The organism is Shinella sp. HZN7 (assembly GCF_001652565.1).
GTDB classification, from domain to species: domain Bacteria; phylum Pseudomonadota; class Alphaproteobacteria; order Rhizobiales; family Rhizobiaceae; genus Shinella; species Shinella granuli.
Genome location: NZ_CP015741.1, coordinates 48681 through 61598, shown reverse-complemented (window position 1 = coordinate 61598; position 12918 = coordinate 48681). Strand labels below are relative to the sequence as shown.

Here is a 12918-nt window from a genome sequence, read left to right as displayed (position 1 = left end):
CATGCTGACCAATCCCACCCTCGACACCCTGCGCGCCCTCGGCCTTTCCGGTATGGCGTCCGCTTTCCAGGAACTCGATCAGCAGCCGGAGGCCCAAAGCCTCCAGCATGGAGAGTGGCTCACCCTTCTGCTCGAGCGGGAGATGACGACGCGCCGCCAGAAGCGCTTCGAGGCCAGGGCGCGCGCCGCAAAATTGCGCCATGACGCCCAGGTCGAGAACATCGACTTCCGCGCTGCCCGCGGCCTCGACCGCAATCTCTTCCTCAAGCTGTCCGGTTGCGACTGGATCAGGCAGCACCATAGCCTGCTCCTCATCGGGCCGGCCGGCGTCGGGAAGAGTTGGCTGGCCTGTGCTCTCGGGCATAAGGCCTGCCGCGAGGATCTTTCCGTCGCCTACCACCGCGTTCCCCGGCTCTTCGCCGCCCTCGCGCTGGCCCGCGGGGACGGACGATACACCAGACTGATCAAGTCGCTGGCCAGAACCGATCTGCTCATCCTCGATGACTGGGGGCCGGAGAAGCTCAACGACGAACAGCGCCGTGATCTTCTGGAGATCGTCGAGGATCGATACGAGCGGCGCTCAACCATCATCACCAGCCAGATTCCCGTCGACCACTGGTATGACATGATCGGCAACGCCACCATCGCCGACGCCATTCTCGACCGCCTCGTGCACAATGCCTATCGCATCGAATTATCTGGGGAGAGCCTGCGCAAACAGCGCGCCGTGTCCATATCCGACACAACCGTCGCTTGACCCACCACTGCCTCAACGGCAATCATCAATCAGACCCAAAGGCAACTTGCCGCGTCCGGCTTCAGATCGGAACAGTGTCCGGCATCAAATTGGAATGCCTGTCCGGCTTCGCGTCGGAATAACCGTCCGGCATCATCGGAATACGCACGACGATTTTTACAGATGCAACGGCGCGCTCTTCGGCCCGGTTGATCGTTGCAAAATAGGATTGTGCGGCCCATGTGCCGAGTATGGACAATAGCGCGATTAGAGCCGCCGCGGTGGCAACCGCTGCGACCTTCGACACAGATCGGGTAGATTCGCCTGTTGTCACCTCCCATCCTCCCGATGTGGCCCGGTTGATGAATTGTGAAGACAGCTAACGAGACGGAACATAAAGATCAACGGAAATCCAGACAGCTCAGTCGGAGAGCGAGACCGGTGTGTTGTCAATCCAGTTATAGGCCGCCTGGACCAGGTCGAGATCGGATGCGTAACTGACTGCAGCAGTTGCGACGACCACTTGGGCCACGGCATCTGCCACGTTGCTGCGTTTGTGTTCATTCGCCTTAAGGACGATTTCCCTCAGTTCATCACTATCTCCTCCTGCGGCGTAGAACAGGCCGATTGCTGCCGTCATAAGCCTCTCCCGCTTGTCCGGGGTGAGCGCCACCTGCCGCAAAGGGTTCAGCGCTCCCAAGCGTTCTACGATGCGGTTTTGCAATTCACTCATCTATGCTCCCTCATCCACATGGCTAGTCCATCAACCGAGCAGCGCGGCCGCTGCGCCGTTGGGCACTGTTGTAGTATTGCGATGCCTGCTGAACGGATCGATGCCTTGACTGCTCCATCGCTTCGGGAAGAGGAATGCCACGATTGGCGGCTTCTGTCAGGTAGCCGGATCGCAGCCCGTGAGCCGAAAACTCTCCTGGATCTAACCCAGCCATTTGGGCACGTTGCTTAACGATATCGTTAATAGCCTTTGGGTCCAGCGGTCGACGCGAAACATTGCCCCAGCGATCGATCGCCCGGAAGACGCTACCCTTGTCGATTTTTGCAGCCGCAAGCCACGCGTTTAGCGCCTCGACCGGCCGACCGCTGAGGAAGACAACTTCATCATTGTCGGCGCCGCTGGTCTTCGTACGGCCGAGATGAATGGAAAGAGAGAGCAGGGGAGGGGCCCCGTCAATCTGGATCGGCTCTTCCTGCTGCAGCTGCTCGATCCTGAGGCCCGCGATTTCGCTGCGGCGACGGCCGCCCGAGGCAAAGGCAACCATCAGGATCGCACGGTCTCTGACATCACGCAGGTTTCCCGTCGTGCAGGTTGCGAGCAGTCTGGACAGAATATCCCCTGTGACGGCCTTGGCGCTTTTCCGCTTCCTTGGTCGCGGCGTCGCACGCACGGCCAGCCGGATTGCGGACCTGAGGGCAGGAGAACCGAAAAAGCCATCGAGGCCGCGCCATTTCGTCAGCGTCGACCAGGTTGCAAGACGCCGGCGCGCGGTATCAGGCGCATGAGGGCCGATCGATCGCAGCAAACCCTGGAGCCGAAGCTTATTCTCGACATCTAGTGGCATCCCGTGTTCCGGATCCGTCAGACGTTTTCCTGGATCCCAAAGATGATGCGCCACAAACTTCAAAAGCAGGGCTTCGGGTGCAGGCCAGGAAAGGGAACGGCCAGTCGCAGCCAGCGACCAGGCCTGCAGATAGGCAAGATCTGACGTCAGGGCTCGAAGGGTATTTTCTCCCATTCCCTGGTTGACCAGATGGCGCAGCGTCTCGACATCCTGATCCGTCAGCAGCTCAGCGAGTTCGTCACGCCGCTCCATCGGCAAGACGGACGCGATGGTATCGAGTTCTTCCACGCGGCGCGCGAGTGTGTCGCTGCTGGGAAGGACGTTTGGAGCTTTCCGCGTCATCTTGCACGTCCAGGTTCTTTGAGGAGTTTGCAAAAGTTCCGGAAAGCCCGTATATTCCGGAACAAAGGAGATCTGCCATGACGTCGATTGTGACAGCAGCTGCGGTTTCGAAGAATTTCGGCGCCTACCAGGATGCAGCCGTGCGAGAGCCGGTCATCATTACCAAGAACGGCCGGCCGCGCACGGTGCTCATGGCCTATGAAGATTATGTCCGCTTGGCCAAGCGCGATCGGCGGGTCGATCTGACAGCTGCGATCAGTGACGACGAGCTTGACGCGATCGGGGCTTCGACGATGGAGCCTGGCTTGGATCATCTCAATACCGAACTGCTGATCGATAAGAATGCTGCCGATTGAACCCAAGGTCGGCTGGGTCTTTCGCTATTCCTATCTCTGGCACTGGCAGCATCTGGACGGACGAGAAGAGGGGGACAAGGACCGCCCCGCTGTCGTGCTGGCCATTGTTGCTATGCTTGAAGACGGGGCGCCCGCAGTTCGTGTCCTGCCGATCACGCATTCCCCGCCGTCCGATCCCAACGACGCAATCGAAATACTGCCGGCTACCAAGCGCCGCCTCGGTCTCGACGACGAACGGTCGTGGATCGTACTGACTGAAAGCAACCGCTTCGTCTGGCCAGGGCCTGACGTTCGCTCTGTTGACAGCGAGAGCGGATATCACGGGCCACTGCCTCCAGCACTCTTCGAAGAGGTGAAGCGCCGGTTTGTCGAGCTTGCCAGAAGCCAACGGCACAAAGCGACCATTCGTAGCGACTGAGCTCTTCATCCTGTTGTTAGCCCTCTAGTTCTGCTCGTCCAGCTGTGGTTTTCGCCGTGATTTGCGACGACTTTAGGCGTCGAACGCCGTCAGATCAATCACTTCCGATAAGGGTTACTTATCGGAAGTGATGGCCTCAACCTGCAATCATACTCAGTGAGGAATAGTAACGTTAATATAGAGTTCGTTTAGCAAATCGTTTACCACGATTTCAATAGCTTACGATCTCGTGAAAATCAGCACGACAGCCCTGATGCGGGGTACGCGGGGCAGATTTGGTGGCAGTGCTGACAAAGCGAGCAGGATCAAGGGCGTGCGCTTTGGTGCAAAGGCGAGGAGCCGCTATGCGCGTGCCACAACGATGGAGGGGAGGGGCGCAATAGGATGATCACCGATGCCCAACCGGTCCCCGAGATAGTGCCAGAACGACAGGCCGAGCTTCTGGCAGGTCTTCATCAGGCCGAGCAGGCTGTCACGCGCCTGGCGGCCAAGGCGGCTGACGGTGCCGCCCGATATCTTTCGCTTAATGACAAGGCCGCGCAGATCCCTTTCCGACGCATTGGTATGGAGCGGGATTTCGGGTCGCTCGAGAACGCGCAGCAGCTCGGCCTTGCGGCGCCCCAGCCGGCTCAGCAGGGCGTCGAGCTCGCCGTAGCCGGTGCGAATGGAGAAGATCCGATCGAACCTCAGCTGAAGGCCGCGGGCGGCACTTCGAGAGGGTTTTCGCCGATAGGCTTTCAGCGCTTTATAAAAATGCCAGATGAGCGTGCGCAGGGTTTCGACGTGCTTCACCTGGCCCGGCGTCGCCGGCATCAGCTTATGCAGCAGCCGTTCGGCGTGGACCCAGCACAGAGCATGGGTACCGACCCTGAACTGGCCGGCGTCGTCGGAGACGATCACCGCATTGCCGACCAGACCATGATGGCGGATAGCACCCCAGATGCCGGCCGCGGCAAACGGGCGAATTGTTTGCCCGTCAAAAATGTCGATGCCCTTGGCCGCGAGATGCTCGAGAAACGGGACCTGATTGGCGAAATGCTGTGGCTCAGGCGCTCTCAATCGCGCCACAAGGGCAGGATCCACCTGTCGATCTTGCATAAAGGCGAAGGCAGCATCGTTGAGGACATAGTCCTGATAGTTGCCGCGCAGCAGGGCGAGAAAGTTCAGCCGCGATTTCGACGGCGCCGTGCGAAAGGCGCAGAAATGCTCGCCGCCGATCTGCGTCGTATGAAAATTGCGATTGCCATGGCGGGCGCCGGTGTCGTCGACCGTGACAAAGGGCGCCGAGACCAGGCCGGCATGCAACACGGCGGCATCCTCTGCATGGAAGCCATCCAACCCTTGCGTCAGAAACCGGATGACCTGGCGTTTCGATATTTCAACGCCGACATCGTTGAGCAGGGTCGTCAGGCGCTGTGTCGTGACCTGGCCATGGCTGTGGAGCATCAGGCAGAAGCGCTGCAGGTTGGCACCGTAACCGCCTTTTACACCGGCTGGCAGCGGTGCAATGATCCTCTGTCCGTCCGGCGTCACCCAGCATTCGCGCCGATAGCGCACCACATCGGGCCGCATGATCAGATCGCGCACCACGCAATCCCTGTAGCCCTTGAAACGCGATCCTGGTGGGGCGTTGGCAGACAGGACCTCTATGCGCATGACGCGCCTGGTGTCGGCCTTCGGCCCGCGACGCCGCGCAGGCTTGTCCTTGCCGGCAACCATCGTGTCGCTGGTCGCCTTCTCCATGCCCGATGGCTTGAACGGCGGGCGCGGCGGCAGGTTCTTCAGCCGCGCATCGCGCAGAAGCTGGTTGTCGACCTTCAGCCGGGTGTTGTCGATCCTGAGCTGGTCGTTCTCGTCACGAAGCCTTTGGTTTTCGGCCTCGAGCTTCTCGATCCGGATGTCCGCTCGATCAGCCCGTTCCACCAGACCCGTCACGAGTTCCCGCAGCGCCTTCAGCGACAGCGTATCGGCATGCTCGGCCATGGGCAGGCGGCGCTTCGTCATGCAGGGAGTGAATCATGATTTCCAAAAGACGGGAATCCCTCGTGCCCCCGGATTTGCTCCAAGTACTGCTCCGGCCGACTTCCGACGCTGGTATCGCACTGGCCCGTCTCGATGAGCGGGTCGCCCGCTCGCCGGTGGGCGCAGGATGGATCGAACGATCCCATTTCGGCGACGCCTGCGCGTCGCTGTGGATCGACGGCGAACTCGTCCATCTCGAAGACCTCGTCCTGCACGATGCCACCCGCGACATCCGAACACCCACCCACGAACTCACTATCGCCCGTGACGTGTTGCGCACCCGCCGGCGCATTTCTGGCCAGTCACCGGACTGGGCCTTGTCGGCAGAGGGTATCCGAACTTTGCGACAGACGTCGGACATCAATTCGGTCGGCGCTGAGACGAGGGAACCCACCGGCACGATCCGGCGCGCGGTTGCCGACCCGGAAGGGGAGGGGGAAGATGGTGACGGTGTGGAAAATCTGCCGGGTGTCGACTATGCCGTCATTGATGCGCTTCTCGCCCGATCCGAAGCTGCAATCGAACAAGCCAGGAAGCCGGGTCGACCTCCGGCCGATAACCGCAAACGAGACCCCCTCGTGTATGATCTCGACTGGGACGAGGATGCCCGGCTCGACGAATGGCGCGGCGTGTTGCGGCAGACCGAAAACCTGCCCGCGGTCCTGCAGGCGATCATCGCTCTCGATGCCTGGAACGAACTGTCCGTGCTTCAGCACGCGCCCTGGCTTGGCCGGCTTTTTGCCGCGTCCATCCTGCGGCAGGCCGGCATCACCACCGGCGCCCATCTTGCCGCCGTCAATATAGGCCTCAAAACCATTCCTGTCGATCGGCGCCGGCATCGCGACCGGGAAACCCGGATGCTAGCCATTGCCCATGGCCTTCTTGCTGCCGCCGAGATTGGCTTGAAAGAGCATGACCGGCTGGCGTTGGCGCGCACGATGTGCGAGCGAAAGCTGGACGGACGCCGGACGTCTTCGAAATTGCCCGAACTGGTTGAACTGGTGATGGCGAAGCCATTAGTGTCAGCCGGGATGGTGGCGAAAACCCTCGACATCACGCCGCAGGCGGCGCGGCGGATCGTGATAGAGCTCGGCCTCAGGGAGATGACTGGGCGGGGGAGGTTTCGAGCGTGGGGAGCGCTTTAAAGGCAGGGCGACACTGCTTAACTTCGTCGATCGTTACTGTTCGATGCGCGAATGGATGGTCCAATCAGAAGCGCATGGAAAACGTGGTTAGCCGACATTCGATAGTTGCGCGTCGAGTTTACGCTTGAATTGCCGCTCGAACGTGTCGAGCGAACGAGGCCGATCGTCGAACCACTCGAGCAGTACGTCGAATCCGCCATGCGCATACTGGCTGAATTCGCCGACGCCAGCGGCGGTGAGGTGGTTGCTGGAGTCATGGCGCACCAGTTTGGCGATCTCAAGGTGCACGCGCTCGCGCTCGGTCATAACTAGTCCTAGTTTCTCCATCTCAGCTGACAGGAATAGGCCAACGAGAATCTTGCTGCTCGCGCCGTAGGGCTGGGGAAAGTAATCAATCATCTCGGACGTGTCCTCGCCTGCCATCGCCCGCTTCCGACCCGTTGCGACGCCAGCGATAAAGCAAAAGTAAAAGGTGTCGAAGTCGATTTTGAAACTTTTGTCTCGATACAGGTCTTTGAACCAAGACTTCGCGTCCTTCCTAACCCTGAAGGGCACCATTAGACCGCCTCCTCTTCTTCGAGCTGGAACCCGTTGAAGAACGCCTCTCCCGCCACCTTCAGACCGTCTATGGTTTCAATAACGTCGCCGGTGGCATGCGCCTGCCGTTCGATCTCCGGCCTGCCGCGCCGGAAGACAGTGAGATACTGGATCGGCTCGTGGCATGCACGCTTCAGCCACGGCACAAACTGTGTTTGTTGATTTGCACTGAGAGCTGACCCGGGATTGCGGGAAATTATCACTGAGATTTGACCCATGTTTCAATCATCCCTCGCGAGGTTTCAGTGGGGGCTCTGGAGTGATCGACATGGCGTTACTGAGCGTTATCCGGCGCTGGCATTTTCGAGAGCATCTATCGATCCGGGAGATTTGCCGCAGGACCGGCCTATCCCGGAATACCATCCGCAAATATCTGCGCCTGAACGGCGTGGAGCCGAAGTTCAAGGTCCCGGAGCGGCCGAGCAGGCTTGATCCGTTCGCTGATCGGCTGTCGGCCTGGCTGAAGACGGAGTCCAAAAAGGGCCGCAAGCAAAAGCGCACCTTGAAGCAACTCCATGCCGACCTGGTGAGCCTCGGCTACGACGGTTCTTATTGCCGTGTTGCAGCCTTCGCGCGGGAATGGAAGGCAGACCGGCAGAGAGAGTTACAGACGACAGGACGCGGGACATTCGTGCCTCTGGCTTTCGAGCCCGGAGAAGCCTTCCAGTTCGACTGGTCGGAGGACTGGGCCATCATCGGCAATGAGCGGACGAAGCTGCAGGTCGCGCATACGAAGCTGAGCTACAGCCGGGCCTTTATCGTCCGAGCCTATCTCCTCCAGACGCATGAGATGCTGTTCGACGCCCACAATCATGCCTTCCGCGTGTTTGGCGGCATTCCCGGCCGTGGCATCTACGACAACATGCGCACGGCAATCGACAAGGTCGGCCGTGGCAAGGAGCGCGACGTCAACGTGCGCTTCATGGCAATGGCCAGCCACTACCTCTTCGAGCCCGAGTTTTGCAATCCCGCGTCCGGCTGGGAGAAGGGACAAGTCGAGAAGAACGTTCAGGATGCACGTCATCGGTTCTTTCAACCTGTTCCGCGCTTTCCATCGCTGGAAGCACTGAACGACTGGCTTGAGCTTCGATGCAAGGCGTTCTGGGCAAAGACCCCGCATGGCCAGATACGCGGCACTATCGCCGACATCTGGGCTGAGGAGGCCTTGGCATTGATGCCAGTTTCTCGGCCATTCGACGGCTTCGTCGAATATACGAAGCGGGTCACGCCGACCTGCCTTGTCCATCTGGAGCGCAATCGCTACAGCGTGCCGGCCTCTTTCGCCAATCGACCAGTGAGCCTGCGGGTCTATCCGGATCGTGTCGTGGTCGCTGCGGAAGGCCAGATCGTCTGTGAGCATCGCCGCGTCATCGACCGCTCCCACGATCGGCCGGGCCAGACGATCTACGACTGGCGGCACTATCTGGCGGTCGTGCAGCGTAAGCCCGGCGCTCTGCGCAATGGTGCTCCGTTCATTGAGCTGCCGGATGCATTCAAGAGCTTGCAGCAATATCTCCTGAAGAAGCCAGGTGGCGACCGCGAGATGGTCGATATCTTGGCGCTTGTTCTCCAGCACGACGAACAGGCCGTGCTATCGGCCGTGCACATGGCGCTGAAGAGCGGCGTCCCCACGAAGACCCATGTGCTGAACCTGCTGCATCGCCTCGTCGATGGCAAATCCTTCACGCCACCCACCATCGACGCGCCTCAGGCCCTAACGCTCACCAACGAGCCTAAGGCCAATGTCGAACGCTACGATGCGCTGAGAAAGACGGAGGCCCGTCATGCGTCATAATCCAGCAAGCGGTGCTATCGTCATCATGCTACGGCAACTGAAGATGCATGGCATGGCCCACGCCGTCGGTGATTTGACCGAGCAGGGTTCGCCGGCGTTCGAGGCTGCCATTCCGATCCTGTCCCAGCTTCTCAAGGCGGAAACCGCGGAACGAGAGGTCCGTTCAACGGCCTATCAGCTCAAAACCGCACGCTTCCCAGCCTACCGCGATCTGAACGGCTTCGACTTCGCCAGCAGCGAGATCAACGAGGCGCTCGTGCAACAGCTTCATCGCTGCGACTTCCTCGATGACGCCAACAACATCGTTCTGGTCGGCGGTCCCGGCACGGGCAAGACACACATTGCAACCGCGATTGGTGTCCAGGCCATCGAGCATCACCATAAACGGGTCCGGTTCTTCTCAACGGTCGAGCTGGTCAACGCACTCGAGCAAGAGAAGGCGCAGGGTCGGTCTGGGCAGATCGCTAATCGCCTCGTCCATTCCGATCTCGTGATCCTCGACGAGTTGGGATACCTGCCGTTCAGTGCATCAGGCGGCGCATTGCTCTTCCATCTGCTGAGCAAACTCTACGAGCGCACCAGCGTCATCATCACCACCAACCTGAGCTTCAGCGAATGGGCCAGCGTCTTCGGCGACCCCAAGATGACCACCGCGCTGCTGGACCGGCTCACGCATCATTGCCACATCCTCGAAACCGGAAACGACAGCTTCCGGTTCAAAAACAGCTCAGCGCATGAGCCCAAAACGACGAAGGAGAAACGGAGGAACTTGACCACCACGACCGACACGAACGATACCTAAGGCGGGTCACTTCTCGGCGCAAATCCCGGGTCAGCTCTCAGTGCAAATCAACAAGGGGACAATACACGTCCCAGCGTCCCGTTGAAACAAAATTAATCACAATAGGAATTGTTAATTCGATAGGACGCGCCGCAGCTTCGTGATGTGGAATTTTCAAGCAGAAAGGTGGGTGATCTACCAAAACGGTGATAACGAGCCACACAAATCGATCTTGACGCATCGATATTCGATGCCAGTCGTAGGTGTAGGTGCGCACTCGCGCTTGTGGCGTCGGTAGCAACCGAGGGAGAATCTAAGTGGCGATTAAGGATCGTCGGAAACTGCGTTAAGCGATTATGGGGGGCAAAATTCGGCGATTTCTGTATTTCTGTGAATTCGGATAGGCTAACTGCGTAAGGGTGTTTTTTCTAGTCCCTGCAAGTTCGCCGTCATAAAGTCGATGAAGGTGCGGACCTTTGCTGAAAGGTATTTTCGGCTTGGGTAGACGGCGTGAAGCGTGCTGCTGAAGCCAAGCGCAAATGGAAGCACCGTCTCCAGCCGGCCGGCGACAATATCCTCGTCCACCATCCATTTCGGCAGGAACACCAGACCCATTCCCCGAAGGGCCGCGAGGTACAGGACGGTCTCGTTGTCGCTCAGCATCACATTGCGGAACGTGACGTTCTGCCGGCCTTCGGGCCCTTCCAGCGACATGCTCTCGCCCAGGTTGACGCCGCTGTAGCGAAGCATCGCGTGGCCATTGAGTTCGGCGATACTTCGCGGCCGTCCCGTTCGCTTCAGGTAATCAGGCGAGGCCAGCAGGATGAACTCGACATCGGCCAGCGGGCGGGCGACGAGGCCGGGATCCAGCCGATCGCGCGTGGTTGCCCGCAAGGCTAGGTCGAAGCCTTCGTCCACCAGATTGACGATCCGGCCGCTTAGATCCACGTCCAGGCAGACGTCGGGATAACGCCGTTTATATTCTGCCAGCATATCGGCAAAGTAGGCGCTTGCCGTCCATACCGGCGCGCTCAGCTTGAGTGTGCCCCGGGGCGCCACCATGACATTGCCGATGGCCGCCTCCACCTCGTCCAACCCTTCGAGCATCTGCCTGGTCTGATTGAAGTAGAGCCGTCCAGTTTCCGTCAGGCTGACACGGCGGCTAGTTCGGTTGAGCAGGCGCGTCCCCAGCCGGCTTTCGAGCTGTATCACATGTTTGCTCGCCATAGCCGGCGAGATGCCGAGGCGAGTGGCGGAAGAAGTAAAGCTTTTCAGTTCCGCAACGGTGCAGAACACCCGCAGGCTCGTCAACGTATCCATCGATCATCAACATCCAGGAAATAGTTCTTCAATAAATGTCACATTGATCAACGACTGAGAAAAAATCAAACTCTTCCTCAACAGGCGTCGTCGGAGGCTCGCTTTTCCAACGGCGCCACGAGCCGCGGCATTCACGGTATGTTGTGAAGGATAATCCGGTGACCGATTCTCGACTCCCGACTTATTTCATCAGCCATGGCGGCGGTCCCTGGCCATACATGACAGGCGAGTTCCGCCGTATGTTCGACGTGCTGGAGAAGTCGCTAATCGACATGCGCGCCGAACTCGGCGACAAGCCGAAGGCGATCCTGGTAGTTTCGGGCCACTGGGAGGAAAAGGGCTTTGCCATTCCTCGGGCGTGGAGCCCGGCATGGTCTACGACTACCACGGCTTTCCGGAGCACCTCTATCACATCACCTACAAAGCCCCGGGCTCGCCGGACCTCGCCAATCGCGTACAGCGGTTGCGCGCAAGGGCTATCGAAGCGGCGCTTGATCCGACGCGCGGCTACGATCACGGCACCTTCAGCATCATGAAGCCACTCTATCCGGACGAGGATGTTCCGGTGGTCCAGCTTTCGCTGGATGGGGGCTACGATCCGGCACTGCACATCAATGTCGGCCGGGCGCTCGCTCCCCTTCGTGATGAAGGCGTCCTGATTATCGGTAGCGGTCTCAGCTATCACAACCTGTCGGCCATGCGCGGCACCTGGGGATACGAACCGTCCCGCCGTTTCGACGCCTGGCTCCAGGAGACGCTGGTCAATTCGCCATCCGACAAGCGCACCGAGCGGCTGATCGAATGGGAGTTGGCGCCCGCTGCCCGCGCGGCTCATCCGCGCGAGGACCACCTCATCCCGCTGATGGTGGTGGTCGGCGCCGCCGAGGACGAACCGGGCGCCACCACCTATCACCAGAAAGACTTCGGAGGCGGGCTCACCGCATCGAGCTTCCGCTTCGGACACGCCCCCTCAGCCCCGCAATCAAATGGAGACGCGCAATGACCAGCGAAACCTTCAAACCGGTCATCTACCTCAAGGAAAACTGCCCCTTCTGCCTCAAGGTCCGCCTGTTCCTTCTGGAAACGGGACTGGCCTCGGAAGTCGAAAGCCGCAATTTCGTGCCCGGCACGGAGCAGGAGGAAACGATCCGGGCGGAGCTTCAATCGCATCTCGACAAGGTGAGCTTTCCCGCCGCCCAGCTTGAGCCCGGCCGCTACATCGCAGAATCCGACGACATCATTGAATTTTTTGCCGCCAAGACGGGCCGCGATCCGGCCGGCATGACGGTCTACCGGAACTACGTCGATGGCGTGTTCGCAATTTCGATGAGGCTCTGGAAGGAAAACATGGAGCTCAAGAAGGCGGCTTCCGCCGCCTAATCGCTGACAAAAACTTCTTTGGAGAACCTCAATGACCAATATCAGCAAATGGGCGCCTTACGCCCTCACGGCCCTGCGCATCATGGCGGCCCTTCTGTTCCTCGAGCACGCAACGATGAAGTTGCTTCAGTTTCCGGGTCCTGTACAGGGCGTATCCTATCCGCTTCCGACCATCATGATCATCGCCGGTGTCATCGAGGTGATCACCTCGATCCTGATGATCGTCGGCTATCAGACCCGCATCGCGGCATTCATTGCTTCGGGCACAATGGCCATCGCCTACTTCATGGTCCACACGCCCTATGGCTTCTGGCCGTCCCTGAATATGGGCGAGCCGGCGATCCTGTACTGTTTTATCTTCCTCTTCATCGCCGCGAATGGCGGTGGCGCGTGGACGCTCGACAGCGCTCGTCGTTCCGCCATGGCCTGAGACGGCCGCCATCCGGAAA

General features: G+C 59.7%; 15 protein-coding genes and 1 pseudogene. 9 read left to right on the top strand and 7 right to left on the bottom strand.

Features of this window, described 5'->3' with window-relative positions:
* The first annotated feature begins 1 nt into the window (after position 1).
* Positions 2-757 carry an IS21-like element helper ATPase IstB gene (gene istB / locus shn_RS30420; RefSeq protein ID WP_035089229.1) on the top strand — a complete coding sequence of 252 codons (756 nt, stop codon included), beginning with the start codon at positions 2-4 and terminating at the stop codon, positions 755-757.
* Between the two features lie 61 nt (positions 758-818).
* Here the strand turns inward: istB (shn_RS30420) and shn_RS30415 are convergent, their stop codons facing one another.
* From shn_RS30415 to shn_RS30405, 3 genes are all read right to left on the bottom strand, one after another.
* Positions 819-1070, bottom strand: coding sequence for a hypothetical protein (locus shn_RS30415; RefSeq protein WP_145926111.1), 252 nt, complete (start codon positions 1068-1070; stop codon positions 819-821).
* An 87-nt stretch (positions 1071-1157) separates the two neighbouring features.
* On the bottom strand, positions 1158-1469 hold the full coding sequence (locus tag shn_RS30410) for a hypothetical protein (protein ID WP_064334269.1): 312 nt from the start codon (positions 1467-1469) through the stop codon (positions 1158-1160).
* Positions 1470-1491: 22 nt separating this feature from the next.
* Positions 1492-2655 (bottom strand): site-specific integrase, encoded by a 1164-nt coding sequence (locus shn_RS30405; RefSeq protein ID WP_064334268.1) that lies wholly within the window; start codon positions 2653-2655, stop codon positions 1492-1494.
* A gap of 77 nt (positions 2656-2732) precedes the next feature.
* Here shn_RS30405 and shn_RS30400 point away from each other — a divergent pair, with 77 nt between their 5' ends.
* Both shn_RS30400 and shn_RS30395 read left to right on the top strand, forming a co-directional pair.
* Positions 2733-3011 carry a type II toxin-antitoxin system Phd/YefM family antitoxin gene (locus tag shn_RS30400; protein ID WP_064334267.1) on the top strand — a complete coding sequence of 93 codons (279 nt, stop codon included), beginning with the start codon at positions 2733-2735 and terminating at the stop codon, positions 3009-3011.
* Positions 2998-3429, top strand: coding sequence for a hypothetical protein (locus shn_RS30395; RefSeq protein WP_064334266.1), 432 nt, complete (start codon positions 2998-3000; stop codon positions 3427-3429). Before shn_RS30400 ends, shn_RS30395 begins: the two co-directional genes overlap by 14 nt.
* A 342-nt stretch (positions 3430-3771) precedes the next feature.
* On the opposite strand, the gene shn_RS30390 is transcribed toward shn_RS30395, so the two are convergent.
* The gene (locus shn_RS30390; protein WP_064334265.1) at positions 3772-5433 is read right to left on the bottom strand and encodes a transposase; all 1662 of its coding nucleotides are present in this window, start codon (positions 5431-5433) and stop codon (positions 3772-3774) included.
* Positions 5434-5447: 14 nt separating this feature from the next.
* Here shn_RS30390 and shn_RS30385 point away from each other — a divergent pair, with 14 nt between their 5' ends.
* Positions 5448-6596 (top strand): RHE_PE00001 family protein, encoded by a 1149-nt coding sequence (locus shn_RS30385; RefSeq protein ID WP_064334264.1) that lies wholly within the window; start codon positions 5448-5450, stop codon positions 6594-6596.
* Between the two features lie 87 nt (positions 6597-6683).
* On the opposite strand, the gene shn_RS30380 is transcribed toward shn_RS30385, so the two are convergent.
* The gene (locus shn_RS30380) at positions 6684-7154 is read right to left on the bottom strand and encodes a hypothetical protein (RefSeq protein ID WP_064334263.1); all 471 of its coding nucleotides are present in this window, start codon (positions 7152-7154) and stop codon (positions 6684-6686) included.
* Positions 7154-7411, bottom strand: a complete 258-nt coding sequence (locus tag shn_RS30375) for a hypothetical protein (protein ID WP_064334262.1) — start codon at positions 7409-7411, stop codon at positions 7154-7156. The genes shn_RS30380 and shn_RS30375 overlap by 1 nt, the downstream gene beginning before the upstream one ends.
* Before the next feature lie 50 nt (positions 7412-7461).
* Between shn_RS30375 and istA the strand changes: the two genes are divergently transcribed.
* A complete protein-coding gene (gene istA, locus shn_RS30370) occupies positions 7462-8988 on the top strand; it encodes an IS21 family transposase (RefSeq protein ID WP_145926110.1) in 1527 nt (508 codons plus the stop codon).
* Positions 8978-9790, top strand: a complete 813-nt coding sequence (gene istB / locus shn_RS30365) for an IS21-like element helper ATPase IstB (RefSeq protein ID WP_064334261.1) — start codon at positions 8978-8980, stop codon at positions 9788-9790. Before istA ends, istB (shn_RS30365) begins: the two co-directional genes overlap by 11 nt.
* A gap of 384 nt (positions 9791-10174) precedes the next feature.
* On the opposite strand, the gene shn_RS30360 is transcribed toward istB (shn_RS30365), so the two are convergent.
* The gene (locus tag shn_RS30360) at positions 10175-11089 is read right to left on the bottom strand and encodes a LysR family transcriptional regulator (RefSeq protein WP_035209847.1); all 915 of its coding nucleotides are present in this window, start codon (positions 11087-11089) and stop codon (positions 10175-10177) included.
* Between the two features lie 158 nt (positions 11090-11247).
* On the opposite strand from shn_RS30360, the pseudogene shn_RS30355 reads away from it, so the two are divergent.
* The 3 genes and pseudogenes from shn_RS30355 (at position 11248) to shn_RS30345 (ending at position 12899) form a co-directional block, all read left to right on the top strand.
* Positions 11248-12092, top strand: a pseudogene (locus tag shn_RS30355) (class III extradiol ring-cleavage dioxygenase).
* Entirely contained in the window at positions 12089-12469 is a 381-nt protein-coding gene (locus tag shn_RS30350; RefSeq protein ID WP_024900007.1) for a glutathione S-transferase N-terminal domain-containing protein, read from the top strand. The pseudogene shn_RS30355 and the gene shn_RS30350 overlap by 4 nt, the downstream one beginning before the upstream one ends.
* Before the next feature lie 31 nt (positions 12470-12500).
* Positions 12501-12899 (top strand): DoxX family protein, encoded by a 399-nt coding sequence (locus tag shn_RS30345; RefSeq protein ID WP_024900006.1) that lies wholly within the window; start codon positions 12501-12503, stop codon positions 12897-12899.
* Positions 12900-12918: the final 19 nt, after the last annotated feature.

What these genes read in the sequence shown, in the direction of transcription:
- istB (WP_035089229.1), top strand. Translation starts at nt 2, where the DNA reads ATGCTGACCAATCCCACCCTCGACACCCTGCGCGCCCTCGGCCTTTCC.
- shn_RS30410 (WP_064334269.1), bottom strand. Translation starts at nt 1,469, where the DNA reads ATGAGTGAATTGCAAAACCGCATCGTAGAACGCTTGGGAGCGCTGAAC.
- shn_RS30405 (WP_064334268.1), bottom strand. Translation starts at nt 2,655, where the DNA reads ATGACGCGGAAAGCTCCAAACGTCCTTCCCAGCAGCGACACACTCGCG.
- shn_RS30400 (WP_064334267.1), top strand. Translation starts at nt 2,733, where the DNA reads ATGACGTCGATTGTGACAGCAGCTGCGGTTTCGAAGAATTTCGGCGCC.
- shn_RS30395 (WP_064334266.1), top strand. Translation starts at nt 2,998, where the DNA reads ATGCTGCCGATTGAACCCAAGGTCGGCTGGGTCTTTCGCTATTCCTAT.
- shn_RS30390 (WP_064334265.1), bottom strand. Translation starts at nt 5,433, where the DNA reads ATGACGAAGCGCCGCCTGCCCATGGCCGAGCATGCCGATACGCTGTCG.
- shn_RS30385 (WP_064334264.1), top strand. Translation starts at nt 5,448, where the DNA reads ATGATTTCCAAAAGACGGGAATCCCTCGTGCCCCCGGATTTGCTCCAA.
- shn_RS30380 (WP_064334263.1), bottom strand. Translation starts at nt 7,154, where the DNA reads ATGGTGCCCTTCAGGGTTAGGAAGGACGCGAAGTCTTGGTTCAAAGAC.
- shn_RS30375 (WP_064334262.1), bottom strand. Translation starts at nt 7,411, where the DNA reads ATGGGTCAAATCTCAGTGATAATTTCCCGCAATCCCGGGTCAGCTCTC.
- istA (WP_145926110.1), top strand. Translation starts at nt 7,462, where the DNA reads ATGGCGTTACTGAGCGTTATCCGGCGCTGGCATTTTCGAGAGCATCTA.
- istB (WP_064334261.1), top strand. Translation starts at nt 8,978, where the DNA reads ATGCGTCATAATCCAGCAAGCGGTGCTATCGTCATCATGCTACGGCAA.
- shn_RS30360 (WP_035209847.1), bottom strand. Translation starts at nt 11,089, where the DNA reads ATGGATACGTTGACGAGCCTGCGGGTGTTCTGCACCGTTGCGGAACTG.
- shn_RS30350 (WP_024900007.1), top strand. Translation starts at nt 12,089, where the DNA reads ATGACCAGCGAAACCTTCAAACCGGTCATCTACCTCAAGGAAAACTGC.
- shn_RS30345 (WP_024900006.1), top strand. Translation starts at nt 12,501, where the DNA reads ATGACCAATATCAGCAAATGGGCGCCTTACGCCCTCACGGCCCTGCGC.